The organism is Pseudomonas sp. 22490 (assembly GCF_052044465.1).
Taxonomy (GTDB): Bacteria; Pseudomonadota; Gammaproteobacteria; order Pseudomonadales; family Pseudomonadaceae; genus Pseudomonas; species Pseudomonas aeruginosa.
This window is the reverse complement of record NZ_JBQENS010000006.1, coordinates 13429-39504: the sequence shown is the minus strand read 5'-3', so window position 1 is coordinate 39504 and position 26076 is coordinate 13429. Positions and strand designations below refer to the sequence as shown.

At 62.9% G+C, this 26076-nt stretch carries 23 protein-coding genes and 1 tRNA gene; 8 read left to right on the top strand and 16 right to left on the bottom strand.

Annotated features, from left to right (window positions below; translation table 11 throughout):
- Positions 1-20: 20 nt before the first annotated feature.
- The 3 genes from iscR to trmJ form a co-directional block, all read right to left on the bottom strand.
- Positions 21-512, bottom strand: a complete 492-nt coding sequence (gene iscR / locus ACTJJX_RS08410; RefSeq protein WP_003092836.1) for a Fe-S cluster assembly transcriptional regulator IscR — start codon at positions 510-512, stop codon at positions 21-23.
- Between the two features lie 144 nt (positions 513-656).
- Positions 657-1433 carry a serine O-acetyltransferase gene (cysE, locus tag ACTJJX_RS08405; RefSeq protein ID WP_003100615.1) on the bottom strand — a complete coding sequence of 259 codons (777 nt, stop codon included), beginning with the start codon at positions 1431-1433 and terminating at the stop codon, positions 657-659.
- Complete coding sequence (trmJ, locus tag ACTJJX_RS08400; RefSeq protein ID WP_003092842.1) at positions 1433-2206, bottom strand: tRNA (cytosine(32)/uridine(32)-2'-O)-methyltransferase TrmJ; 774 nt, start codon at positions 2204-2206, stop codon at positions 1433-1435. Before trmJ ends, cysE begins: the two co-directional genes overlap by 1 nt.
- A 151-nt stretch (positions 2207-2357) precedes the next feature.
- On the opposite strand from trmJ, the gene suhB reads away from it, so the two are divergent.
- Positions 2358-3173 (top strand): type III secretion system regulator SuhB, encoded by an 816-nt coding sequence (gene suhB / locus ACTJJX_RS08395; protein WP_003092845.1) that lies wholly within the window; start codon positions 2358-2360, stop codon positions 3171-3173.
- A 104-nt stretch (positions 3174-3277) separates the two neighbouring features.
- Here the strand turns inward: suhB and ACTJJX_RS08390 are convergent, their stop codons facing one another.
- The 6 genes from ACTJJX_RS08390 to queA form a co-directional block, all read right to left on the bottom strand.
- On the bottom strand, positions 3278-3826 hold the full coding sequence (locus tag ACTJJX_RS08390) for a glycine zipper 2TM domain-containing protein (RefSeq protein ID WP_003092848.1): 549 nt from the start codon (positions 3824-3826) through the stop codon (positions 3278-3280).
- Between the two features lie 183 nt (positions 3827-4009).
- Complete coding sequence (gene secF, locus ACTJJX_RS08385; RefSeq protein ID WP_003100612.1) at positions 4010-4930, bottom strand: protein translocase subunit SecF; 921 nt, start codon at positions 4928-4930, stop codon at positions 4010-4012.
- Positions 4931-4940: 10 nt separating this feature from the next.
- Entirely contained in the window at positions 4941-6803 is a 1863-nt protein-coding gene (secD, locus tag ACTJJX_RS08380; protein ID WP_003100609.1) for a protein translocase subunit SecD, read from the bottom strand.
- 59 nt (positions 6804-6862) lie between these two features.
- Entirely contained in the window at positions 6863-7201 is a 339-nt protein-coding gene (gene yajC / locus ACTJJX_RS08375) for a preprotein translocase subunit YajC (protein WP_003092856.1), read from the bottom strand.
- Positions 7202-7244: 43 nt separating this feature from the next.
- Entirely contained in the window at positions 7245-8363 is a 1119-nt protein-coding gene (gene tgt, locus ACTJJX_RS08370; protein ID WP_003100607.1) for a tRNA guanosine(34) transglycosylase Tgt, read from the bottom strand.
- Between the two features lie 12 nt (positions 8364-8375).
- Positions 8376-9419, bottom strand: coding sequence for a tRNA preQ1(34) S-adenosylmethionine ribosyltransferase-isomerase QueA (gene queA, locus ACTJJX_RS08365; RefSeq protein ID WP_016852502.1), 1044 nt, complete (start codon positions 9417-9419; stop codon positions 8376-8378).
- A 102-nt stretch (positions 9420-9521) separates the two neighbouring features.
- Between queA and ACTJJX_RS08360 the strand changes: the two genes are divergently transcribed.
- Positions 9522-9608 (top strand) — tRNA-Leu (locus ACTJJX_RS08360).
- Between the two features lie 471 nt (positions 9609-10079).
- On the opposite strand, the gene ACTJJX_RS08355 is transcribed toward ACTJJX_RS08360, so the two are convergent.
- Both ACTJJX_RS08355 and ACTJJX_RS08350 read right to left on the bottom strand, forming a co-directional pair.
- Positions 10080-10649: a hypothetical protein gene (locus ACTJJX_RS08355; protein WP_320535437.1), complete on the bottom strand. Its 570-nt coding sequence runs from the start codon at positions 10647-10649 to the stop codon at positions 10080-10082.
- A gap of 128 nt (positions 10650-10777) precedes the next feature.
- On the bottom strand, positions 10778-11782 hold the full coding sequence (locus ACTJJX_RS08350) for a lectin MOA-related protein (RefSeq protein WP_023082206.1): 1005 nt from the start codon (positions 11780-11782) through the stop codon (positions 10778-10780).
- A gap of 475 nt (positions 11783-12257) precedes the next feature.
- On the opposite strand from ACTJJX_RS08350, the gene ACTJJX_RS08345 reads away from it, so the two are divergent.
- A protein-coding gene (locus ACTJJX_RS08345) for an IS3 family transposase (RefSeq protein ID WP_223656237.1) occupies positions 12258-13357 on the top strand; the annotation gives its coding sequence in 2 pieces (ribosomal slippage) (positions 12258-12441 and positions 12441-13357; 1101 coding nt in all).
- Between the two features lie 574 nt (positions 13358-13931).
- On the opposite strand, the gene ACTJJX_RS08340 is transcribed toward ACTJJX_RS08345, so the two are convergent.
- A complete protein-coding gene (locus tag ACTJJX_RS08340) occupies positions 13932-15512 on the bottom strand; it encodes an EAL domain-containing protein (protein ID WP_016852500.1) in 1581 nt (526 codons plus the stop codon).
- A 129-nt stretch (positions 15513-15641) separates the two neighbouring features.
- Here ACTJJX_RS08340 and ACTJJX_RS08335 point away from each other — a divergent pair, with 129 nt between their 5' ends.
- Positions 15642-16139, top strand: a complete 498-nt coding sequence (locus ACTJJX_RS08335; RefSeq protein ID WP_003100603.1) for an RDD family protein — start codon at positions 15642-15644, stop codon at positions 16137-16139.
- Between the two features lie 131 nt (positions 16140-16270).
- On the opposite strand, the gene lptG is transcribed toward ACTJJX_RS08335, so the two are convergent.
- The 4 genes from lptG to ACTJJX_RS08315 form a co-directional block, all read right to left on the bottom strand.
- Positions 16271-17338 carry an LPS export ABC transporter permease LptG gene (gene lptG, locus ACTJJX_RS08330; RefSeq protein WP_003092863.1) on the bottom strand — a complete coding sequence of 356 codons (1068 nt, stop codon included), beginning with the start codon at positions 17336-17338 and terminating at the stop codon, positions 16271-16273.
- Entirely contained in the window at positions 17331-18449 is a 1119-nt protein-coding gene (lptF, locus tag ACTJJX_RS08325) for an LPS export ABC transporter permease LptF (protein ID WP_003092864.1), read from the bottom strand. The genes lptG and lptF overlap by 8 nt, the downstream gene beginning before the upstream one ends.
- A gap of 191 nt (positions 18450-18640) precedes the next feature.
- Positions 18641-19564: an alpha/beta hydrolase gene (locus ACTJJX_RS08320; protein WP_016852499.1), complete on the bottom strand. Its 924-nt coding sequence runs from the start codon at positions 19562-19564 to the stop codon at positions 18641-18643.
- Positions 19565-19647: 83 nt separating this feature from the next.
- Positions 19648-20460, bottom strand: a complete 813-nt coding sequence (locus tag ACTJJX_RS08315; RefSeq protein ID WP_003119285.1) for an AraC family transcriptional regulator — start codon at positions 20458-20460, stop codon at positions 19648-19650.
- Positions 20461-20796: 336 nt separating this feature from the next.
- On the opposite strand from ACTJJX_RS08315, the gene ACTJJX_RS08310 reads away from it, so the two are divergent.
- The 4 genes from ACTJJX_RS08310 (at position 20797) to ACTJJX_RS08295 (ending at position 26042) form a co-directional block, all read left to right on the top strand.
- Complete coding sequence (locus tag ACTJJX_RS08310; RefSeq protein ID WP_014602536.1) at positions 20797-22284, top strand: leucyl aminopeptidase; 1488 nt, start codon at positions 20797-20799, stop codon at positions 22282-22284.
- Entirely contained in the window at positions 22281-22709 is a 429-nt protein-coding gene (gene holC / locus ACTJJX_RS08305; protein ID WP_003100593.1) for a DNA polymerase III subunit chi, read from the top strand. The genes ACTJJX_RS08310 and holC overlap by 4 nt, the downstream gene beginning before the upstream one ends.
- Positions 22710-22720: 11 nt before the next feature.
- Positions 22721-23089, top strand: a complete 369-nt coding sequence (locus tag ACTJJX_RS08300) for a hypothetical protein (RefSeq protein WP_003100590.1) — start codon at positions 22721-22723, stop codon at positions 23087-23089.
- Positions 23090-23189: 100 nt separating this feature from the next.
- Complete coding sequence (locus ACTJJX_RS08295) at positions 23190-26042, top strand: valine--tRNA ligase (RefSeq protein WP_003092872.1); 2853 nt, start codon at positions 23190-23192, stop codon at positions 26040-26042.
- Positions 26043-26076 lie beyond the last annotated feature (34 nt).

The following is a 26076-nucleotide window of genomic DNA, read 5'->3' as shown; positions in this document are numbered from 1 at the left end:
CCTACAGGCTGGCGCCCTGCTCAGTCGATGGCGGACGCTTCAATCTTGTCGAGACGAGGCGTCTTGCCTGAGCAACGGCGTTCGTCCTGGCGCAGCGCGACCTCCTGGACCTCCTGGCGGCTGACCAGATCGGCCAGGCTGATGCCGCTGAGGAACTCATGGATCTGCAAACTGAGGTCGCACCACAGGTGGTGGGTCAGACAGGTATCGCCGGAGTGGCAATCGCCCTGCCCCTGGCAGCGGGTCGCGTCGACGGATTCGTTGACCGCGTCGATCACCTGCGCCACATGGATGCCCGACATATGGCGGGACAGCTGGTAGCCGCCGCCCGGGCCGCGCACGCTGGTCACCAGGTTGCCACGGCGCAACTTGGCGAACAGCTGTTCGAGATAGGACAGGGAAATGCCTTGGCGTTCGGAGATATCGGCCAGCGAGACCGGACCTTGCTGAGCATGCAGCGCCAGGTCGAGCATGGCGGTTACGGCGTAGCGGCCTTTGGTGGTCAGACGCATGGGCTTTTCCCATCGGGATCATTCGGGGTTGACGCGGATTATGCTCTTATCCGAGTAATTAGGTCAACTATAAGACCGATCAAATTACTCAGGATTAGGCAAATTCAGGGCGCTACATGCTAGCAGAAAGCCGCCGGCCGCGCATTACGCGGCCGGATTGCCGTCCTCGTCCTTGACTCCGGCGAAATCTTCCTCGCGCAATACCGGCAGGTCCTTCGCGCAGTAGTCGCTACCCAGGGCGGTGAGCGCCTGGCACATGCCCTCGAGCCGGCCGTCGACGGCCTGCAGGTGATCGAGCAACTGACCAATGGCACGCGCCACCGGGTCCGGCATGTCCTGGCTGACCCCATAGGCATCGAAGCCGAGCTTCTCCGCCATCGCCTGGCGCTTGGCCTGCTGCTCGGAGTCCTCGCGCATGATGATCCGCCCGGGAATGCCGACCACGGTGGCACCCGGCGGGACTTCCTTGGTCACCACGGCGTTGGAGCCGACCTTGGCGCCCTCGCCGACGGTGAACGGGCCGAGCACCTTGGCACCGGCACCGACCACTACGTTGTTGCCGAGGGTGGGGTGGCGCTTGCCCTTGTTCCAGGTGGTGCCGCCCAGGGTAACGCCCTGATAGAGGGTGACGTCGTCGCCGATCTCGGCGGTTTCGCCGATGACGATGCCCATGCCGTGGTCGATGAAGAAGCGCCGGCCGATCCTGGCCCCCGGGTGGATCTCGATGCCGGTCATCCAGCGGCCGAAATTGGACACCAGGCGCGCCAGCCACTTCCAGCCGGACGTCCACAAGCCGTGGGCCAGCCGATGCAGCCAGACGGCGTGCAGGCCCGGATAACAGGTGAGGACCTCGAGTGCGTTGCGAGCCGCCGGATCACGGTGGAATACGCTTTGGATATCTTCACGCACACGTTCGAACATCAGTCGTCACTCCGCTTGTAGGACAGGCCTCGGGCCACCTTCTGGGTTTCGGTCAGGATCCCGCGCAGGATATTCATTTCCAGCTTGCTGATCGCGCTGCGCCCATACAGGCGCCGCAACCGCGACATCAGGTGGCGCGGCTTCTCCGGATCGAGGAAGCCGATATCGATCAGCGTCCTCTCCAGATGCGCGTAATAGAGTTCCAGCTCGTCGGCCGTCACCAGCTCGGTGTTGAGCATCGAGGTGGACTCGAACTTTTCCATCTTGGTCGGCTTGCCCTGGGCCGCCAGCCACGCCATGCGCACCTCGTAGGTGAGCACCTGGACCGCGGCCGCCAGGTTCAGCGAGCCGAACTCGGGATCGGAGGGGATATGCACATGGAACTGGCAGCGCTGCAATTCTTCGTTGGTCAAACCCGCATATTCGCGCCCGAATACCAGGGCCACCTCGCCATTCGCCTCCAGGTGCTCCAGGCAGGTCGTCGCGCACTCGCGCGGATCCAGCAGCGGCCAGGGAATCCGCCGGTCGCGGGCGCTGGTGCCGAGCACCACGCTGCAGCCGCTCAGGGCCTCTTCCAGGGTGTCCACCACCCTTGCGGCGTCGAGGATGTCGGTGGCGCCGGAAGCCCGCGCCACCGCGTCGCCGTGGGGAAAGCTTTCCGGCTGCACCAGCACCAGTTGCGACAGGCCCATGTTCTTCATGGCACGGGCCGCCCCGCCGATGTTGCCGGGATGACTGGTGTTGACCAACACCACACGAATACGGTCGAGCAACGCCGATGCTCTCCAACGCCAAGTTACTGAAGGGTGTGAAATCCTACAGCAGAGGTCAGCTTTATACCATGCGGCCGACAGGTCGCCCTTCAAACGCCATCGGTTTCTGCTAGAATGGCCGGCTTTCTTTAACGACCCAGGTGACCTCTCCATGCAGCCTATGCTGAATATCGCCCTGCGCGCCGCTCGCAGCGCCGGTGAACTGATTTTCCGCTCCATCGAACGCCTGGATGTCATCTCGGTCAACGAGAAGGATGCCAAGGACTACGTCACCGAAGTCGATCGCGCCGCCGAGCAGACCATCGTCGCCGCGCTGCGCAAGGCCTATCCGACTCACGCGATCATGGGCGAGGAAGGCGGCTTCATCGAAGGCAGCGGCGAGGGCGCCGATTACCTCTGGGTGATCGATCCGCTGGACGGCACCACCAACTTCATCCATGGCGTACCGCACTTCGCCGTGAGCATCGCCTGCAAGTACAAGGGCCGCCTGGAGCACGCCGTGGTCCTCGACCCGGTACGCCAGGAAGAATTCACCGCCAGCCGCGGTCGCGGCGCCGCCCTCAACGGTCGCCGCCTGCGCGTCAGCGGCCGCAAGAGCCTGGAAGGCGCCCTGCTCGGCACCGGGTTCCCGTTCCGCGACAACCAGATCGACAATCTCGACAACTACCTGAACATGTTCCGCAGCCTGGTCGGCCAGACCGCCGGCATCCGCCGCGCCGGCGCCGCCAGTCTGGACCTGGCCTACGTCGCCGCCGGACGCTACGACGCCTTCTGGGAATTCGGCCTGTCCGAATGGGACATGGCGGCAGGCGCCCTGCTGGTACAGGAAGCCGGCGGCCTGGTGAGCGACTTCACCGGCAGCCACGAATTCCTCGAGAAGGGTCACATCGTCGCCGGCAACACCAAATGCTTCAAGGCACTGCTGACCACCATCCAGCCGCACCTGCCGCCGTCGCTGAAGCGCTGATCCGCCGCTGACGAAGAACCCGGCCTGGCGCCGGGTTTTTCATCTCCATGAAAATGCACAAGGGCGCCCGCGGGCGCCCTTGTGCATCATTGCGACAGTCAGGCTCAGCGCAGCGTTTCGCCCTGGCTGAGGATCAGCCGGCCATTCTTGTCGACCGGGATCTGGCTGCCCGGATCGCGCTCCATGCGGATCTGCCCGGCCTTGCCGTCGAGCATGTACTTCACGTCATAGCCGACGACCTTCTCGCTGCTGTCGTGCACGGTGCTGCAGCGGGTTTCGGTGGTGGTGTAGGTGTCACGCTCCTGCATGCCTTCCTGCACCTTGTTGCCGGCGTAGCCGCCGCCGACGGCGCCGGCCACGGTGGCGATCTTCTTGCCGGTACCGCCGCCGATCTGGTTGCCCAGCAAGCCGCCGACCACCGCACCGATGGCGGTACCGGCGATCTGGTGCTGGTCCTTGACCGGACGCTGGCGGGTCACGGCCACGTCCTTGCAGACCTGGCGCGGCGTCTTGATGGTTTCCTTGACCGGCTGGACAGCGACGACCTCGGCGTAGTCGGGACCGCGATCCACCAGGCTATAGGTGGCTACCGCGCCACCTGCGGTCACGCCTACGGCACCCAGAACGGCCCCGACGAGCATCGACTTGTTCACATGTACCTCCTGGCTTTCATCCAATGCGGGCTATGTTCGCCCTTTGCCTTGCCTAGGACTGGGCAAAAACCACCAAGTTCCAGGCTCCCGACAAACGTTTCGTTGGCGCAGATACGAAAACTCCCGCCAAAAGCGGGAGTCCTCGAGTGACCGGCAGGCGCCGGAGTGCCGAACCAGAGCGCCTCAGGGGCGATCGTCGACGGTGTCCTTGGCCTGCGGCGGGATCAGGTCCTCGCTGGTCAGGTTCAGCCAGATCAATACCACGTTGGCGATGTAGATCGACGAGTAGGTACCCGCCATTACACCGACGAACAGGGCGATGGAGAAACCGAACAGGTTGTCGCCGCCGAAGAACAGCAGCGCGGCGATAGCCAGCAGCGTGGAAACCGAGGTGGCGATAGTACGCAACAGGGTCTGGCTGGTGGAGATGTTCAGGTTCTCGACCAGATCGGCCTTGCGCAGCACGCGGAAGTTCTCGCGCACCCGGTCGAAGATCACGATGGTGTCGTTCAGCGAGTAACCGACCACCGCCAGCACAGCGGCGAGGACGGTCAGGTCGAAGGTCACCTGGAAGAACGACAGCACGCCCATCACGATGATCGCATCGTGCACCAGCGAGAGGATCGCACCGAGGGCGAACTTCCACTGGAAGCGGAAGCCGACGTACAGCAGGATGCCGCCCAGCGCCAGGAGCATGCCGAGGCCGCCCTGGTCGCGCAGTTCTTCACCCACCTGCGGGCCGACGTACTCGACCCGCTTCAGGTTCGCCGGGTTGCCGGCATCGGCCTGCTGCAAGGCGGTAGCGACCTTCTTGCCCAGTTCCGGGTCCTCGCTGGGCATCCGCACCAGCACGTCGCGGGCGTCGCCGAAGCTCTGCACCACGGCGTCCTCGTAGCCGGCGCCGACCAGTTGACCACGCACCTTGCCGAGATCGGCCGGTTGTTCGTAGGTCAGCTCGATCAGCGTACCGCCGGTGAAGTCGAGGCCGAAGTTGATGCCCTTGGTGAACCAGCTGCCCAGGGCGATGACGGTCAGGATCAGGGTGACGGCAAACGCGACGTTGCGGATGCCCATGAAGTTGATGGTACCGATCTTGATATTCATCTCAGTCCCCTTAGATCCACAGCTTCTTGAAGTCACGCCCGCCGAAGATCAGGTTGACCATTGCGCGGGTGACCATGATGGCCGTGAACATCGAGGTGATGATGCCGAGCGACATGGTCACGGCAAATCCTTTCACCGGGCCGGTGCCCATGGCGTAGAGGATGCCGCCGACCAGCAGCGAGGTCAGGTTGGCGTCGAGGATCGCGGTGAAGGCACGGTTGAAGCCTTCGTGGATCGCCCTCTGGACCGACATGCCATTGGCCAGTTCCTCGCGTATCCGCGAGAAGATCAGCACGTTGGCGTCCACCGCCATGCCCATGGTCAGCACGATACCGGCGATGCCCGGCAGGGTCAGGGTCGCGCCGAGGATCGACATCAGCGCCACCAGCATGACCATGTTGAAGGCCAGCGCAACGGTGGCGATCACGCCGAAGAAACGGTAGATGACGATGATGAACAGCGATACGAAGAGCATGCCCCAGAGCGACGCATCGATACCCTTGGCGATGTTGTCCGCCCCCAGGCTCGGGCCGATGGTGCGTTCTTCGGCGAAGTACATCGGCGCAGCCAGGCCGCCGGCACGCAGCAGCAGGGCCAGCTCGGAGGACTCGCCGGGGCCATCGAGGCCGGTGATACGGAACTGGTTGCCCAGCGGCGACTGGATGGTCGCCAGGCTGATGATCTGCTTCTCTTCCTTGAACGCCGGAACCGCGACCTCCTTCTCGACGCCATCGACCATCTGCTTGGTGTAGCGGGTCACCGGCTTCTGCTCGATGAACACCACCGCCATGCTGCGGCCGACGTTGTTGCGGGTGGCGCGGTTCATCAGCTCGCCGCCATGGCCATCCAGGCGGATGTTCACCTGCGGGCGGCCGTTCTCGTCGAAACTGGCGCTGGCGTCGGTGACCTGGTCGCCGGTGATGATCACCCCGCGCTCCAGCGGCACCGGCGGCCGGCGCGGCTCGCGGAACTCGAAGGTCTCGGTGGCGGACTTCAGGGCGTCCGGCTCGGCGGCCAGGCGGAATTCTAGGTTGGCGGTCTTGCCGAGGATCCGCTTGGCTTCCGCGGTGTCCTGCACGCCCGGCAGCTCGACCACGATGCGATTGGCGCCCTGGCGCTGAACCAGCGGCTCGGATACGCCCAGCTCGTTGACCCGGTTGCGGACGGTGGTGAGGTTCTGCTTGATGGAGTATTCGCGGATTTCCGCCAGTTTGGCCTGGGTCAGGGCGACGCGCAGGACCTGCAGGCCGTTGCGCTCTTCGGGCACGACCTCGAAATCGCGGAAGTCCTTGGCGATCAGGCTGCGCGCCTTGTCCAGGGATTCGCTGTCGGTGAAACCGAGCTGGATCGCGCGATCCTGGATCGGCAGGCTGCGGTAGCGCACGCGCTCCTTGCGCAGCAGGCTCTTCACTTCGCTTTCATAGACCTTCAGGCGGGCATCGACCGCCTTGTCCATGTCCACTTCCAGCAGGAAGTGCACACCGCCGGACAGATCCAGGCCGAGCTTCATCGGGCTGCCGCCCAGCTTGCGCAGCCACTCGGGAGTGGTCTGGGCCAGGTTCAGCGCCACCACGTAGTCGTCGCCCAGGGTCCGGCGCACCACTTCCTTGGCGGGAAGCTGGTCGTCCTGCTTGACCAGGCGGATCAGGCCGCCCTTCTTCGACAGGCTGTCGGCCTTCACCGCGATACCGGCGTCGGTCAGCGCCTTGGCAGCGCGGTCGACATCGGCCTGGGTGACCTGCAGCGCCGTGCTGGCGCCGCTGATCTGCACCGCCGGGTCGTCCGGGTAGAGGTTGGGTGCGGAATAGATGAACCCGACGGCGAGGACCGCCAGGATCAGCAGATATTTCCACAGAGGATACTTGTTGAGCATGACACCGCCCGTTATGACGCGGGGCGCCTTGCGCGCCCCGTCATGTGTTTAGGTGAAAATCAGATCGCTTTCAGGGTGCCTTTCGGCAGGGTCGCGGCAATCGCGGCCTTCTGGAACTTCAGCTCGACGTTGTCGGAAACCTCGACGACGACGAAATCGTCGGCGACCTTGGTCACCTTGCCGGCGATACCGCCGGAAGTGACGACTTCGTCACCTTTTTGCAGGTTGCCCAGCAGGTTCTTGTGTTCCTTGGCGCGCTTGGCCTGGGGACGCCAGATCATCAGGTAGAAGATGACCAGGAAACCAACCAGGAAGACCCACTCGAAACCGGTGCCGGCCGGGCCAGCGGCTGCCGGAGCGGCTGCGTCGGCGTAGGCAGCGGGAATTAGAAAGCTCATGTAGCACTCCTGTCACAAAGCAATAGAGTTGGATAAAGGAAAGTCAGGCATCCAGCGGCGGCGTGGGAAGGCCGCGCTTGGCATAGAAGGCATCGACAAAGGCGGCCAATGTACCCTGTTGGATTGCCTCGCGCAAACCAGCCATAACCCGCTGATAATGCCGCAAGTTGTGGATGGTATTGAGCATGCTACCGAGCATTTCCCCGCACTTGTCCAAGTGGTGCAGATAGGCGCGGGAAAAATGTTTGCAGGTGTAACAGTCGCAGGTCGGGTCGAGCGTGGAGTCGTCGTGCTTGTGTACCGAGTTGCGGATCTTGATCACCCCGCTGTCGACGAACAGGTGGCCGTTGCGCGCATTGCGCGTCGGCATCACGCAGTCGAACATGTCCACGCCGCGGCGCACGCCTTCCACCAGGTCTTCCGGCTTGCCCACGCCCATCAGGTAGCGCGGCTTGTCGGCCGGCATCTGCGGCGGCAGGAAATCGAGCACGCGGATCATCTCTTCCTTCGGCTCGCCCACCGACAAACCACCGATGGCCAGGCCGTCGAAGCCGATCTCCTGCAAGCCATCCAGCGAGCGCAGGCGCAGGTCCTCGTGCATACCGCCCTGGACGATGCCGAACAGCGCCGACGGGCTATCGCCATGGGCGATCTTCGAGCGCTTGGCCCAGCGCAGCGACAGCTCCATGGAGCGCTTGGCGACGTCATGGTCGGCCGGGTACGGCGTGCATTCGTCGAAGATCATCACGATGTCCGAGCCCAGGGCGCGTTGCACCGCCATGGACTCCTCCGGACCCATGAAGACCTTGGCGCCGTCCACCGGCGAGGCGAAGGTCACGCCCTCCTCCTTGATCTTGCGCATGGCTCCCAGGCTGAACACCTGGAAACCGCCGGAATCGGTGAGGATCGGGCCTTTCCACTGCATGAAGTCGTGCAGGTCGCCGTGGCGCTGGATCACCTCGGTGCCCGGGCGCAACCAGAGATGGAAGGTGTTGCCGAGGATGATCTGCGCGCCGATGTCCTCGATGTCGCGCGGCAACATGCCCTTCACCGTGCCGTAGGTGCCCACCGGCATGAAGGCCGGGGTCTCGACCACGCCGCGGGGGAAGGTCAGGCGGCCGCGACGGGCCTTGCCGTCGGTCGCCAGCAGCTCGAAGTTCATGAAGCTCATGGATCAGTCCTCGGGTCCGCGGGGCGCGGGATTGCGGGTGATGAACATGGCATCACCGTAACTGAAGAAGCGATAGCCCTGCGCCACCGCCGCGGCGTAGGCGGCCATGGTCTCCGGGTAGCCGGCGAAGGCCGAGACCAGCATCAGCAGGGTGGATTCGGGCAGGTGGAAGTTGGTGACCAGGGCATCGACCACATGGAACGGCCGGCCCGGGTAGATGAAGATGTCGGTGTCGCCGCTGAAGGGCTTCATCTCACCGTCGCGTGCCGCGCTTTCCAGCGAGCGCACGCTGGTGGTGCCGACGGCGACTACCCGGCCGCCGCGGGCCCGGCAGACGGAAACCGCGCCCACCACGTCCTGGCCGACCTCCAGCCATTCGCGGTGCATCACATGGTCCTCGATACGCTCGACACGCACCGGCTGGAAGGTACCGGCGCCGACATGCAGGGTAACGAAGGCGGTATCCACCCCCTTCGCGCGGATCGCCTCGAGCAGCGCCTCGTCGAAGTGCAGGCCGGCGGTCGGGGCCGCCACCGCACCGGCGCGCTGGGCGTAGACGGTCTGGTAGCGCTCGCGGTCGGCCGCATCGTCCGGTCGGTCGATATAGGGAGGCAACGGCATGTGCCCGACCCGCTCCAGCAAAGGCAGCACAGGCTCGGCGAACGCGAGTTCGAACAGGGCGTCGTGGCGTTGCAGCATCTCCGCGCTGCCACCGCCTTCGACGAGGATCCGCGTACCGGGCTTGGGCGCCTTGCTGGCGCGTATGTGGGCAAGCACCCGGTGCTGGTCGAGCACGCGCTCGACCAGGACTTCCAGCTTGCCGCCGGATTCCTTCTGGCCGAACAGGCGCGCCGGGATCACCCGGGTATTGTTGAACACCATCAGGTCGCCCGGACGCAGGTAGTCCAGGAGATCGGCGAATTGTCTGTGGGCGAGGGTTCCCGTCGGGCCATCCAGCGCCAACAGGCGGCTTGCGCGGCGTTCAGGCAGGGGATGACGGGCGATCAGGGCCTCGGGCAAGTCGAAATGAAAATCGGCGACACGCATGGGGAGACTCTCGAAAGGCCGCGTAGCTTACCGGAAATGTGTTTTCCCCGCCACGAACCCGATTGACCAACGGTAGGCGCCTCCCTATACTGCGCCGCCATTGCCTCGGTGGCGGAATCGGTAGACGCGGCGGATTCAAAATCCGTTTCTGGCGACAGAGTGAGAGTTCGAGTCTCTCCCGAGGCACCAAAAAAGCCCGCAAATATTTGATTTTGCGGGCTTTTTCGTTTCTGGCGGCGTAAACATGGCGTAACCAGAAAAAGAGCCGTCCGACACACAGGTTAAATCCCGTCGAACAATCCGCCGAGGGCGTCAAGCTCCCACTTCATGATTACCAGTTCGCCAGTGACCTCGGCCGCTGCTGGCCGCTAGTCGGTGTTGCTGTAGCGGATATCCAAGCGTTTCATATGGAAGGGATCAAGGCAGTGCGCCTGTGGGCCAAGGATCTGCCTGTGAAGTGAGGCGCTCGCAAGAGGGGGCCTCGATGGGAATGAAGCATCGACGTCATGCCGATATCCATTGTCCATAACACGAGAAACGGCAGGGTCACACTGTCCGAACGGTGATTTCGGAGCGTCGCACGCCATCGCTGCTCTTCGTACGCATGGCGTGAAGCGCTTCGCACCCAGGTATCCGGACATTGCCCCAAAGACTGGTCCGTTACTCTTTCCCTGAATGGGGTGGGGCATCTTTACCACCGCAAACCGCCTGGTCGGAACAGACGCGAATGGAAAACGCCTGATCACCGCCAGGGCCGGAGCACGCGGGGCCCCCTGTTGTGTAGATCCTTACGGGATTCCTCATTTCAATCGCGTTCTGAATGGTGGAAAGTAGTCGAGCCTGCGCTTGCCAAGCCTCGGGCCAGTTTCCCGGATACGTAGCGATCGTTATTACTTTTCCTGCATCGGTGCCATCTATCCAAGAGTCGAAGGAGTTCCCTGTGGGCTGGTCGAACCCCTCAGTATCCAGCTTAATTTTCGTGGTTATGGTATTCGAGGCGTAAGGTTCGCCAACCGCGTAATCGGTTATGTAACCCGCACCGCACAGCCAGAACTGAGTACTGTCCTTGGCGGATTTTTTATTCTCTGTCAATGGCAACGCCAGTGCTTGGGAGACAATTACACTAAGTAGCAGGCTGATGCTCAAGGTGCTGAGAGTCTTTTTATGTTTCTTGACGAGAGCCACCTGCTTGAGTGAATAATTTACCTGCAACTTGTGAAAGCTTTCCATAATCTGACTCCTCATCTTCAAATGGCTTGAACGCTTGGAATGCAGCGATTACTCTATATGTTGGGCAGGAGGTTGAAAGTAATTTATCGCTAGCTGCTAGATGATTTAAAGGGTCTCTATGTTGCGGACTAGATAATCATGAACGTCGGAGTGTAATCCCATCTAGCCGCATCCGAAATTTTTCCATTTTGCGGCTCTATAATCTTCAACTCTCCAGAGTAGTTGACGAAAAAGTTGACTGCATGACCATCCCCTCCCGTCTTGGATGCACCGAAAAGTATGCCGACTGCATAGGCGCGCTGGAGTTTCAAGGTCTGACTGTCTTTGTATGCCTGCAATGATGCATAGGCTTTGAAGGCAAAGCTAAAGTCATCACACTCAAAAATATCATTTTTATACGAAACAGATGTCGATGAGCGGAAATTTTTATATATTGAATTTATTTTATTCTCATCCACGAGCTCGCATTCATAATTCGCTAGCTGCACGTTCACCTGCGAAAAGCTTATGTCTGGCCAGGTAGCCTGGCCTAGTGCAAAGATGGCAGGGTTGGCAAGGAAGAAAGTATGGATCGTGAATCTTATAGGTGTGTAACTTGTTTTACTCCCTATATAGACGTCTCCATCGTCTTCGCACAGAGCCATTGTTCCGTCGCTCGTTGTAAGAGAATTATCGCTCGCTAGATAGAACCTGAGGTCTGGGGTTGAGGAGTTCGAGTATTTTTCACCGCCCCAGAATGCCCACTGCCAACTGGCGGGCAAGGTACCATTTGAATGAAGCCAGACATGATTGTATGGCCAGCCTAGTAAAATTGTCGACGGGCTTTCTTGGGTCGGAGGAGAACTGAAAGTAACGCCGAATATCCAGTTTCCATGTTCCTCCTTATCCACCATCTGCGCCCAATTCCAATCACTGGACTCTGTCTTTCCATTTTTGGCAGCGAGAATACGCCCCTGAGAATCAGCGAGTAGATATGCTCTGTTGGCATCCAACTGCTCGAGGGTCAACGGTTCGCTGAGAATTAGAGGTATGCCGAGGGACTGGAAGATGCTTGGCTCTTCCTTGGTTTCATGCTTCTCTTGAAGAGTTTCGCATGGAGCTCGCTCTGCCTGACCTGGCTCTGGCTTTTGCATATATGCCTCTTTTTGTATGGGTGTCATTTTTCTTTTTGGCCGTCGAGAATTTTTATACCTTTCCTTGATTTTCGCTTTTTTCAAGGACTGGGGAAGCCGTTAATTTTCACAGGGATATTTTCATTTTAATATATCGAATCGACTATTAATAGCATTTCGTTTGCTAGAGCAAGGGAGGTTCTCTTTGCGCCTTTGACTTGAACTCTCTATATAAGCTTTTTTGCTTTCTGAGTTTTAGTGACTCTATCCGAGCGGCACTTACTTAACCATCCTTGAACTCCCCTTTTTTGGCTTCCGTACTCTTTGCTTAGCGCACTGGGATTAGTAGTGGATAGGGTTTTAGCCTTCGCTTGAGGGCTCTCTGAATCGCCCCGGGTTTCGTAGACACCTCTTTGCCTTAAACTGAGGCCAATTAGGAGGTGCCATGAGCAACCCGCATTACCCCGAAGAATTCAAAATCTAAGCAGTCAATCAAGTGACCAAAAAGAAGCTGCCTGTCGCTGATGTAGCGGCCCGTCTCGGCGTGTCGACGCATAGCCTCTATGCCTGGATAAAGCGCTACAGCAAACCTCAAGAAGAACGGCAGCAGGACGATGATCAGCACGCTGAACTGCGTCGTCTGCGAGCCGAACTAAAGCGCGTCACTGAAGAGCGAGATATCTTAAAAAAGGCCGCCGCGTACTTTGCCAAGGAGTGCGGTTGAGGTACGCCTTTATCAAGCAGCGAGCCGGCAACTATTCCATTCGACGGCTTTGCCTGACGCTGAAGGTCCATCCCAGCGGTTATTACGCCTGGTTGTCTGAGCCGCAATCGGCACGCGCTAAAGACGACCAGCGACTGCTGGGTTTGATCAAGCATTCTTGGCTGGAGAGCGGCACCGTTTATGGCTATCGCAAAATCCATGACGATCTGCGCGAGGTCGGTGAAGTTTGCGGGCGCCATCGTGTGGCAAGGCTGATGCGTCTTGAAGGACTGCGCTCTCAGACAGGTTATCGACGCCGCCCTGGAAAGTACGGCGGTAAGCCAGCGGTCGCCTCGCCCAATTTGCTGAAGCGCCAATTCGATGTAGTGGAACCCAACAAGGTTTGGGTAACCGACATCACCTACATTCGTACGTATGAAGGCTGGTTGTATTTGGCGGTGGTGTTGGATCTTTTTTCTCGTCAGGTCGTTGGCTGGTCAATGAAGGCGCAGATGACCAGTGATTTGGCTATTAATGCGTTGTTGATGGCGGTTTGGAGGCGTAAACCGAAGCAAGAGGTGATGGTTCATTCCGACCAGGGCAGCCAGTACAGCAGCTCCGATTGGCGCAGCTTTTTGAAGGCAAACAATTTGGCTGCCAGCATGAGTCGTCGAGGCAACTGTCATGACAACGCCGTGGCCGAGAGCTTTTTCCAGCTTCTGAAACGAGAACGGATCAAGCGGAAAATTTACACCACGCGGGAAGATGCTCGTAGCGATGTGTTCGATTACATCGAAATGTTCTACAACTCAAAACGCCGACATGGTTTCAACAATCAGCTGTCACCGCTAGAGTTTGAAAAGCGTCATGCAATGAGCTTGCAATGTGTCTAGAGAATCCGGGGCGATTCAGCCAACTGCGCACTGCCGAGCGTAGCTCGCATTCCTGACCGGCATCTGACCCAACGAAGACTCTAGATCAAACACATGGTTTCTGTAAGTATGCAGGCGCGGTTCAATCTGTAGGAGTCGTAACCACTCCAGCAAAGTGAGCCTGGCTATCGAGCAACTTTCGACATGGGGGTATTGCAAAATAAAAAATAGATTTACATCTAATTTAAGTCCCTCCCGAGCACCATCCTAACTTCCCAAGCGTTTCCAGGGGGAGCACAGGACAGCAGAGAAACCGGCCTTCGCGCCGGTTTTTTGTTGTCTGCGATCTGATCCGGCCTGCAAATAAAAAAAGGCAGCGCTGGAGTCGAGACGCTGCCTTTACCCGAACTGCTGTCTTCCCAGCTCGGCGAAAAAAATCTACCACAGCCGAAGCAAAAAAATAGCCCCGCGGATGCGAGGCATTTTGTCGTGCCAGAGGCGATGCAGGGCTTGCACCTGCTCGACCTGCGGGCCTTTTGTCCCATCCGTAACGAAGAAGCTGAGTGGCTGCCCCTCGCCGATGGACTTGTAGCCGCTAGCCTCGATCTGCCGGAAGTGCGACGACGGAAGCGTCCTGCCCCTCCTGCACAGTCAGGCTGGAAAGCAAACTCTCCAGCGGCATCGGCCGGCCGATCAGGTAGCCCTGCAGGTAATCCACCCCGCGGGCGGCCAGGTAGTCACGCTGCTCGGGAGTCTCCACGCCTTCGGCGACGATATCCAGGTCGAGCTTGGCGGACAGCTCGACGATGCTGTCGAGAATATGCCCGGAAAGGGTATCGATGCCGATGCGGGCGACGAAGCTCTGGTCGATCTTCAGGCAGTCCACCTGGAACTTGCGCAGGTAGGCCAGGCTGGAATGTCCGGTGCCGAAATCGTCGATGGCGATCTTCACTCCCAGGGCATGCAATTCGTCGAACAGGCGGTCGGTGACTTCGCTCGACTCGATCAGCTCGCGCTCGGTCAGTTCCAGGACCAGGGTGATGTGCCCGGGCGGAAACGCCGCCAACAGCTCGCGACAGTCGTCCACCAAGGCCAGATCGTGGCAATGGGTGGCGCTGATGTTGAAACCGATGTGGAAGCCCGGCTCCAGCTTCCCGGCATGCCCGCCGAGGTCTTCCGCGACCTGGCGCATCAGCGCGCGCGTCATCGGTACGATCAGTCCCGAGCGCTCGGCGAAAGGTATGAACAGGTCGGGCCGGATCAGTCCCTCGCGCGGATGACGCCAGCGCATGAGCACCTCGACGCCTATCCAGCGTCCACCCTGGCCGGGACTCAGCGGCTGGTAGTAGGGAATGAACTCGTTGGCCTCCAGGGCCCGGCGCAGTTCGCTGCTGGGCGAGGCGACCCGCCTGGATAGCCAGTAGCACAGAGTGCCGGCCAGCAGTCCGAAGAACAGTAGCAGGCCGAACATCGCCGGGTTCTGCGAGCGGATCGATCGCCATTCCTCGCCCTCGGGGAAGCCCGACAGCACCCGCAACGGATAACGCTGCGAAGCGAGCGATACGGCGGCGACCTCATAGGTGGGCGGCGCGTCGCGGTGAGTGTGGCCCTCGGCATCCAGCCAATTGGGACCGACCACCAGCACCTGGCGGCTGCGTCGGTCAACGAGGTCCAGCACGTAGCTCAAGTAGCGCCCGTCGATCGCCGCCAATACCCCGCGCTTGCCGTCGAAGTCCCGCAGGACCAGCAGCGCGGCGTCCGGCGTGACCTGGTTGCCGGGCATCAGCAGGAGGCGTCCGTCGACATAGTTCTCGATCCGCACCGGCTCGTCGAAGCCGCCGAACAACGACGTGCAATAGATCGTATTGTCGCGCGTCAAATTGACCGAGCGCACGAACGGCATGATCGCCACTTGCTCGCGCAGCGCCAGCTCGGCCTCGGGACAAGGACGCCCCGCCACCGGCATGACCTTGCGCGCCGCCAACGCAGCGTTGTCGAGCATCCGTTCGAACTGCCGCACCGCATTCCCGGCTGCCTGCTCGGACGTCTCCTGGAGGCTTCGCTCGGCCTGCCAGTAGAGGATGAGCAGCCCCAGGACGATCGGCATCACCCCGACCAGCACGGACAACGACAGCCGGAGCGCCTTTCTCCTGGCTCGCTTCACCGGAATCGGCATAGAAAAGACTCGTAATGATTGGGGTCTGCGCAAAGACTAGAACAGCCGGGGAAAAGCGTTGCCCGGGTGGGCGGCGCAAGCTGCGGATGGACGTATAATCCCCGGCTTTGCCCCGCACGGAACACGCCGATGCCGAAACACATGCTTTCTCCCCAGGGCGACTATGCCCCTGCCGGTCTGATCCGCCGCCTGGCGGCGATGTTCTATGACTTCCTGCTCTGCGTGGCGCTGATGATGGTGGTCACCCTGGTCTACCAGCAAGGCATCCTTCGACTAATCTACGGCAGCGACCATCTGCGCGAACTGGCCGACCGCGGCGCGCTGATCGGCGACCCGCTGCTCTCGACCTTGCTGGTGTTCGCCCTGTTCGGCTTCTTCGCCAAATTCTGGACCCACAACGGCCAGACCCTGGGCATGCAGGTCTGGGGACTGCGCGTGCAGAACCGCGACGGCAGCGCCATCAGCCTGCTCCAGGCGCTGCTGCGCTTCATGATCGCCATCGCCTCCTGGCTGTGCCTCGGCCTCGGCTTCCTCTGGATGCTCTGGGACAAGGACAAGCGTACGTGGCACGACCGCTATTCGGAGAGCCAGGTGGTCAGGCTGCCGAAGAACACTCACAAGAAGTGAGCGAAACAGGTCCGCAGAACGCGCTGTTTTGGCCTTTGTCGCGCCGGCGGCCAGGCTACAGCCCGACGCGACAAGGAAGCACAAAGGCCACCCGTGGGTGGCCTTTTTTCATACCCGGCCTGCCGGGCCTGTCAGCCCGCCCGGCGTAGCAGCCAGACACCCGCCAGTGCGCAGATCGAGGCGGGGATCACCACCGCCAGCAGCGGCGGGAAGTCGAACACCAGGCTGGAGGGTCCGAGCAGGTCCTGGGCGATGCGGAAGACGAAGCCCACCAGCACGCCGGTGAAGATCCGCTGGCCCAGGGTCACCGAGCGCAACGGACCGAAGATGAAGGAAATCGCCATCAGCACCAGCGCGGCGGTCACCAGCGGTTGCAGGACCTTGGTCCAGAACGCCAGCCAGTAGCGGTTGTTGTTCAGGCCCTGGTCGGCGAGATAGTGGATGTACTGCCAGAGACCGCTGATAGACAGCGCCTCGGGCTCCATCACCACAGTGTTCAGCAGTTGCGGGCTGAGCTGGGCATCCCAGCGTTCGGTCGGCAGCTTGACCACCTCGGAACGCTTTTCCCTCGGATGCAGCAAGGTGGTGGTGACCTCTTCCAGTTGCCAGTGATCGGTCTCGAAGCGCGCGCGCTTGGCGAAACTGGCCGATTCCAGGCCACGCTGCTCGTCGAAGCGGTAGCGGGTCACGCCGTACAGCACGCCATTGGGCTGCACCGCGTTGATGTGGATGTACTCGCGCCCCTGGCGATGCCACAGACCGCGCTTGGAGCTTTGCGAATCGCCGCCGCCCTGGGCCAGGGCGCGGCCGCTCTGGGCGATGTTCTCGGTCCAGGGCGCGACGTACTCGCCAACCAGGATGCCGGCCAGCATCAGCACCAGCATCGGTTTCATCACCGCCCAGACGATCCGCGACAGGGATACCCCGGCCGCGCGCATGATGGTCAGTTCGCTGTTGCTGGCCAGGGTGCCGAGGCCGACCAGGCAGCCGATCAGCGCCGCCATCGGCAGCATGTCGTAGGCGCGCCGTGGCGCGGTGAGGAAGATGAAGCGCAGGGCATCGCCAATGCCGTAGCTGGCGCTGATGTCGTTGAGTTCGTCGATGAAGGCGAACAGCAGCGCCAGGCCGAGGATCACCCCGAGCACCGCGAGGATCGCGACGAAGACGGTGACACCGATGTAACGATCGAGCTTAACCATGCGCCACCTCGCGACCGGCACGGGAGGACGCCAGCTTCAGGCGCAAGGGTTCCCAATAGAACAGAAGAAGACCGATCGCCAGGAATAGTCCGTGGACCCACCACAGGCCGATGGCCATGGGGATCTTGCCTTTGTCCAACTGGCCACGGACAGCGATCAGCAGGGCCAGGTAGCCCATATAAAGGAGGATCGCCGGCAGCAGCTTGAGGAAGCGCCCCTGGCGTGGGTTGACCCGCGACAGCGGCACCGCCAACAGGGTCACCACGAACACCAGCAGCGGGGTCGACAGGCGCCACTGCAATTCGGCCTGGTAGCGTGGGTTGTCGCTGCCGAACAGGTCGGCGGTGGGCACCGCGTCGCGCTCGCTCACCTCGCTGCTGGCCTCGGGCTTGGGCAGCATCACGCCATAGGTGTCGTACTGGATCGCCCGGTAGTTGGCCTGCCCGGGATTACCGTCGTAGCGGTAGCCATTGTGCAGGATCAGGTAACGGCTGCCATCCGCCTGGATGTTCTGGGTGCCCTTCTCCGCCACCAGGATGGAGATGCCGCGTTCCTGGTTGCTGCTGTTGAGGTCCTTCTGCGAGATGAAGATGCCGGCCAGTTCGCCGCGATCCTTCGACAGTTCCTCGGTATAGGTCACCCGGGTACCGTCGCGCATTGCCTGGAAACGGCCCGGGACCAGGGTGTCGAACTCGGTCAGGGTGTCCTGCTTGTTCAACAGCAGGGCGAACTGGTTGATGCCCTGGGGCGCCAGGAACAGGCTCAGCCAGGCCACCAGGATCGCCACCAGCAGCGCCGGCGCCATGGTGTAGCCGAGCAGGCGCTTCTGGCTCATGCCGGTCGCCGAGAGCACGGTCATCTCGCTTTCCAGGTAGAGCCGCCCGTAGGCCAGGAGGATGCCGAGGAACAGGCCAAGCGGCAGGATCAGCTGCAGGAAGCCGGGAATCCGGAACGCCATGATCAGGAACAGCGAACCGGGGTCGAGCAACCCCTGCGCCGCTTGCGCCAGGTACTTGATGAAACGGCCACTCATGATGATCACCAGCAGCACGGCGCTGACGGCGCTCATGGTGACCAGCACTTCACGGGACAAATAACGGAAAACGATCAATCCGGACACTCCTGGGTTGCCAGGCTCTGACGGGGCCCGTCGGCCCCGTCATCACGCGTTTCCGGCCATGGCGGCATGGCGCGGAGAAAATAGCCGGCATTATCCTGCGATTCGGCGGGCCTGTCACTGCGCAGGCCGAACCAAGAGCCCGATAGACCGTCGAGGCGAACGCTCGTTCAGCGCTTGCCGATTTATTCGACGACTGTCGCTAGCTGCTCGCCGCCCTCTCCGAGATGACGGACGAACCAGTCTGCCGCAGCCTGGCTGGTGGCGTCGAAATGCTCGATGTACGGCGTGAAATGGCCGCCGGCGAGCATCAGCAGCCGCTTGGGCGGCAACGCCCGCTGGTAGGCCTCCAGGCAAAGGTCCGTGGGCGTAAGCAGGTCCCGGTCGGCAACGATCATCAGCAGCGGCGTGGGGCTGATCCGCCCAATGTGAATGCCCGGCTCGTTCTCTCGCGCCAGCTCGGCGCTACGCAGGGTCACCCGGTTGCACCAGTTCGGTGCCAGCGCCGCGCTGTCGGTGAAGAACCGGTGGGCGTCCGCGCCGGCCATCGCGCAAGGCTCGTCGGGGCTCGCGGCGACCGCCGGCAACAGCGCCGGCGGCAAGCCCTCGAAGCGCCGCTGGCGGTCCGCGTCGAAGCTTGCCAGCAATGCCGGCAACTGCTCGGCGCGGGTCCGGCGCAACGCCGAGGCATGGCCGCTGACGGTCGGCACCTGCGCCACCACGCATTTCACCCGCCGATCCAGTGCGGCCACTTCCAGCACATGTCCGCCGCTGTAGCTGGTTCCCCAGATGCCGATGCGCCTCGCGTCGACCCGTGCCTGGGCGCCCAACCAGGTGATCGCGTCGCGATAGCCGCGACGCTGCATCACCGGATCGATTTCCTGGCGCGGCTCGCCGTCGCTGTCGCCGAAGTTCGGATGATCGTAGAGGAGCACGACGAAGCCGGCGGCGGCGAATACCTCGGCGTAACGGTCCAGGTACTGCTCCTTCACCCCGGAAAAACCGTGCGTCATGACGATCGCCGGCCGCTCGGCACGCGCTTCCGGCAAATACAGCCAGCCGCGCAGGGCGACACCCTCGGAGCGGAATTCCACGTTCAGTCGTTGCATGCTTGCCTCCCGGGGCGGTCGTCTGGAAACGGGCCCAGCATAGGAATCCTGCCGCGTCGGCGCCGTCCGCCAACGGACGAAGGCTACGCCGAATCGGACAAGGCGAAGTAGCGGCTCGGCGTGCTCCCGGTCAGGCGTCGGAACATGGCACTGAATGCGCTGGGCGTCTGGTAGCCGAGATCCACGGCGATCCGCGCCACCGCTTCGCCAGCCGCCAGGCGTGGCAGGGCGGCGGCCAGGCGCACCTGGTGGCGCCAATGGACGAAGGTCACTCCCAGTTCGGAGAGAAACAGCCGTGCCAGGGTCCGCGAGGACGCCCCCACGCAGCGCGCCCACTCCTCCAGCCCGCGAGGGTCGGCCGGGTTCTCCAGCAGCGCCTGGCAGATTCTTCCCAGGCGTCGGTCTGCGGGGTCGGGCAAGGCCAGGGGCTGTTCCCGCGACCACTCCAGTTCGTCCAGCAGCACCGCCATCAACCGCCCCTCCCGGCCGCGCTCGTCGTACAACAACGGCAGGCCGGCGGCGCGCACGATCAACTCGCGCAACAATGGGCTGACCATCACTCCGCGCGGCACCCGGGGGAATTCCGGCGGGCAGGACTGCGGCCGGACATAGACAGTGTGCAAGCGGACCTCGCCGCGCGCCAGCATCGCGTGCGCCATCCCCGCCGGCATCCATACCGCGCGCTGCGGCGGGACCAGCCATAGCGTGCGACCGACATGCAGTTCGATCACGCCCGACAGGGCATGGATCAACTGCGCCCGCTCGTGCCGGTGCTCGGCGACCACGAACCCCGCCGGGAAGGTCTTGGCCATGACCCCGAGCGGCCGGCCGACTCGCTGGTAATCGCGTGGGTCGGTACTCCGGGCGGGATCCGCGACTGGTTTGCTGGCGGGCACGGTGCGACTCCTGCGGAACGAAACGTTCATTATAGGGACGCGGCATGGCCGCGGGTTCCCATGCGTACACAGTCGTGCCAGACACGCCGCAGTTGTGCGACCATGTGCGGCAACGGCCGGGAGGCACCGCCAACCCGGCTCCGGCGCTGTAGAACCTCGGTTGCCATCCTCGGCATGGAACGACCCCCGCCGCAACGACTAAGCTGTCGCTGCCTGCGTCACCGCCCCGGCGGCGACCGTCAGTCCTCGGGACGAATCGTGCTCGGAACAATCGCTTACCGCTAACGGATGCCGCCCCTTGCGCCATCCCGACTGTCTGTATTGGGGACCTCTTCCATGGAATTCCTTGTTAAAAGCGTACGCCCGGAAACCCTGAAAACCGCCACCCTGGTGCTCGCCGTAGGCGAAGGCCGCAAGCTCGGCGCCAGCGCCAAGGCGGTCGACGACGCCACCGGCGGCGCCATCAGCGCAGTGCTCAAGCGTGGCGACCTGGCCGGCAAGGTCGGCCAGACCCTGCTCCTGCAGAGCCTGCCCAATCTCAAGGCCGAGCGCGTGCTGCTGGTCGGCGCCGGCAAGGAGCGCGAACTGGGCGACCGCCAGTACCGCAAGCTGGCCTCCGCCGTGCTGTCGACCCTCAAGGGCCTGGCCGGCGCCGATGCCGTGCTGGCCCTCGGCGATCTCGCGGTGAAAGGCCGCGATGCCCACGCGAAGGCGCGTCTGCTGGTGGAAACCCTGGCCGATGGCCTGTACGTGTTCGATCGCTACAAGAGCCAGAAAGCCGAGCCGCTGAAACTGAAGAAGCTGACCCTGCTCGCCGACAAGGCCGACAGCGCCGCCGTCGAGCAAGGCAGCAAGGAAGCTCAGGCCATCGCCAATGGCATGGCCCTGACCCGCGATCTCGGCAACCTGCCGCCGAACGTCTGCCATCCGACGTTCCTCGGCGAGCAGGCCAAGGGCCTGGCCAAGGAGTTCAAAGGCCTGAAGGTCGAGGTCCTCGACGAGAAGAAACTGCGCGAGCTGGGCATGGGCTCGTTCCTCGCCGTCGCCCAGGGCAGCGACCAGCCGCCGCGGCTGATCGTCCTGCAATACAACGGCGCGAAGAAGGACCAGGCCCCGCACGTGCTGGTCGGCAAGGGCATCACCTTCGACACCGGCGGCATCAGCCTCAAGCCGGGCCTGGGCATGGACGAGATGAAGTTCGACATGTGCGGCGCCGCCAGCGTCTTCGGCACCTTCCGCGCGGTGCTCGAACTGCAGTTGCCGATCAACCTGGTCGGCCTGCTCGCCTGCGCCGAGAACATGCCCAGCGGCGGAGCCACCCGTCCGGGCGACATCGTCACCACCATGAGCGGGCAGACCGTCGAGATCCTCAACACCGACGCCGAAGGGCGCCTGGTGCTGTGCGATGCACTGACCTACGCCGAGCGCTTCAAGCCTCAGTCGGTGATCGACATCGCCACCCTCACCGGCGCCTGCATCGTCGCCCTGGGCAGCAACACCTCGGGCCTTATGGGCAACAACGAAGCGCTGGTCAGGCAACTGCTCAAGGCCGGCGAGTTCGCCGACGACCGCGCCTGGCAATTGCCGCTGTTCGACGAATACCAGGAACAGCTGGACAGCCCGTTCGCCGACATCGCCAACATCGGCGGGCCGAAGGCCGGCACCATCACCGCCGGCTGCTTCCTCTCGCGCTTCGCCAAGAAATACCACTGGGCGCACCTGGACATCGCCGGCACCGCCTGGATCAGCGGCGGCAAGGACAAAGGCGCCACCGGCCGCCCGGTTCCGTTGTTGACCCAGTACCTGCTGGAACGGGCCAAGTGACCCGGGTCGATTTCTACGTGATCCCCAGCGCCGATCCGTCGGCGCGCCTGCAGGTCGCCTGCCGCCTGGCCGAGAAGGCCTGGCGGCAGGGCATGCAGGTCTACCTGCATTGCGCCGACGAGGCGCAGCGCAGCGAGTTGGACGGCCGCCTGTGGAGCTTCCGCGGCGAGGCCTTCATTCCTCACAGCCTGGCCGAGGAAGACGCCGAGGCGCCCGTCGCCCTGGGCCTGGGCGAGCCCCCGGGGAACCATCGCGACCTGCTGATCAACCTGACCCTCGAGGCCCCCGGCTTCGTCCCGAACTTTTCGCGGGTGGCCGAACTGGTGGTCGAGGAGCCGGCGATCCGCCAGGCGGCACGGGATAAATTCCGCTTCTACCGGGAGCAGGGCTATCCTCTACAGGACCATCGCCTGCCGCGTATCTGAAGTGCACGACCATGGACAGCCACAAACCGACACAACCCCCGGAGCAGTTGCTCGATGACCTGGAGTCGATCCACGACCTGCTCTACGAACGGAACGAGCCGCCCTTGCTGACCGAATCCTTCGAGCCGGACAACATTCCCCTGCTCTCCGACGTCGTCTCCCCCGGTACCGCCCCGCGCGCGCCAGAGCCGCAGACCGCGGCAGCCACCACGGCAGGGCTGGCGCCCGCCGAACAGGAGCGCCTGGACGACGAGTTGCGAGCGTCCGCCGAACTGATCCTGCAGGAAGTCATCGACGACTTCGCCCCGCAGATCGAAGCCGAACTGCGCCGCCGCCTGCAAGCCCGCCTGGGTCGCCTGCTCGGCCAACGCAACGGCTGATCCGGACGNCGCGGCCTTACCCCCGGGCTGCCATCCCCGCTATACTCCCGGACTTTCTTCGCATTTTCCCCAGCCATATTCAGCTTTGGTCCCCTTTCGCATGGACAAGACTTACCAGCCGCACGCCATCGAGACTTCCTGGTACGAGACCTGGGAGTCCAACGACTACTTCGCTCCGAGCGGCGAAGGCCAGCCCTACACCATCATGATCCCGCCGCCGAACGTGACCGGCAGCCTGCACATGGGCCATGGCTTCAACAACGCGATCATGGACGCGCTGATCCGCTACCGCCGCATGCAGGGCCGCAACACCCTGTGGCAGCCGGGCACCGATCACGCCGGCATCGCCACCCAGATGGTGGTCGAGCGCCAGCTCGGCGCCCAGGGCGTGAGCCGCCACGACCTCGGCCGGGAGAAGTTCCTGGAGAAAGTCTGGGAATGGAAGGAACAGTCCGGCGGCAACATCACCCGGCAGATTCGTCGCCTGGGCTCCTCGGTGGACTGGTCGCGCGAGCGCTTCACCATGGACGACGGCCTCTCCGAAGCGGTCAAGGAAGCCTTCGTGCGCCTGCATGAAGACGGCCTGATCTACCGCGGCAAACGCCTGGTGAACTGGGACACCAAGCTGCACACCGCGATTTCCGACCTGGAAGTGGAAAACCACGACGAGAAGGGCCACCTCTGGCACCTGCGCTACCCGCTGGTGAACGGCGCGAAGACCAGCGAAGGCCTGGATTACCTGGTGGTCGCCACCACCCGTCCGGAAACCCTGCTAGGCGACGCCGCGGTCGCGGTGCACCCGGAAGACGAGCGCTACGCCAAGCTGATCGGCCAGTTCGCCGAACTGCCGATCGTCGGCCGGCACATCCCGATCATCGCCGACGAGTACGTCGACCGCGAATTCGGCACCGGCTGCGTGAAGATCACCCCGGCCCACGACTTCAACGACTACGAAGTGGGCAAGCGCCACGACCTGCCGCTGATCAACATCTTCGACAAGAACGCCGCGGTGCTGGCCCAGGCCCAGGTGTTCCACCTCGACGGCAGCGTCAACCCGAACCTCGACCCCAGCCTGCCGCAGAGCTACGCCGGCATGGACCGCTTCGCCGCGCGCAAGGCCATCGTCGCCGAGTTCGAGGCCATGGGCTTGCTCGAGAAGGTCGACGACCACGCGCTGAAAGTACCGAAGGGCGACCGCTCCGGCACCGTCATCGAGCCCTGGCTGACCGACCAGTGGTACGTCAGCACCAAGCCGCTGGCCGAAGACGCCATCGCCGCCGTGGAAGACGGCCGTATCCAGTTCGTGCCCAAGCAGTACGAGAACATGTACTTCTCCTGGATGCGCGACATCCAGGACTGGTGCATCAGCCGCCAGCTCTGGTGGGGCCACCGCATCCCGGCCTGGTACGACGAGGCCGGCAACGTCTACGTCGGCCGCGACGAGGTCGAGGTGCGCACCAAGCACAAGCTCGGCAACGAGGTCGAGTTGCGCCAGGACGAAGACGTTCTCGACACCTGGTTCAGCTCCGGCCTGTGGACCTTCTCCACCCTCGGCTGGCCGCAGCAGACCGAGTTCCTCAAGACCTTCCACCCCACCGACGTACTGGTCACCGGCTTCGACATCATCTTCTTCTGGGTCGCGCGGATGATCATGCTCACCATGCACCTGGTGAAGAACCCCGACGGCACCCCGCAGATCCCGTTCAAGACCGTCTATGTCCACGGCCTGGTGCGCGACGGCCAGGGCCAGAAGATGTCCAAGTCCAAGGGCAACGTACTCGACCCGCTGGACATCGTCGACGGCATCGACCTCGATACCCTGCTGCAAAAGCGCACCAGCGGCATGATGCAGCCGAAGCTGGCGGAGAAGATCGCCAAGCAGACCCGCGCCGAATTCCCCGAAGGCATCGCCAGCTACGGCACCGACGCCCTGCGCTTCACCTTCTGCTCGCTGGCCTCCACCGGCCGCGATATCAAGTTCGACATGGGCCGCGTCGAAGGCTTCCGCAACTTCTGCAACAAGATCTGGAACGCCGCCAACTTCGTCATCGAGAACACCGATGGCCAGGACACCGGGGTCAACGGCGAGCCGGTCGAGCTGTCCTCGGTCGACCGCTGGATCATCTCCCAGTTGCAGCGCACCGAGCAGGAAGTCACCCGCCAGCTCGACGCCTTCCGCTTCGACCTGGCCGCCCAGGCCCTCTATGAGTTCATCTGGGACGAGTACTGCGCCTGGTACCTGGAGCTGGTCAAGCCGGTGCTGTGGGACGAGAACGCCCCCATCGAGCGCCAGCGCGGCACTCGTCGCACCCTGATCCGCGTGCTGGAGACGGCCCTGCGCCTGGCGCACCCGTTCATGCCGTTCATCACCGAGGAAATCTGGCAGCGCATCAAGGGCCAGGCCGGCAAGGAAGGTCCGACCCTGATGCTGCAACCCTGGCCGGTGGCCGACGAAGGCAGGATCGACGCCGCCGCCGAAGGCGACATCGAGTGGGTCAAGGCGCTGATGCTCGGCGTGCGGCAGATCCGCGGCGAGATGAACATCTCCATGGCCAAGCGCATCGACATCATCCTCAGGAACGCCTCGCCCAGCGACCACCGCCGCCTGGCCGACAACGAGCCGCTGCTGATGAAACTGGCCAAGCTGGAAAGCATCCGCGTGCTGGAAGCCGGCGAGGAAGCGCCGATGTCCGCCACCGCCCTGGTCGGCGACATGGAAGTATTGGTGCCGATGGCCGGCCTGATCGACAAGAGCGCCGAACTGGGGCGCCTGGACAAGGAGATCCAGCGCCTGGAAGGCGAGGTCAAGCGCGTCGGCGGCAAGCTGTCCAACGAAGGCTTCGTCGCCAAGGCCCCGGCCGACGTGATCGAGAAGGAACGCGCCAAGCTCGCCGAGGCCGAACAGGCCCTGGCCAAGCTGGCCGAGCAACGGCAGAAGATCGCCGCGCTCTAACTCCAGCGCCCGCCTCCCAGAGGCGGGCGTTTTG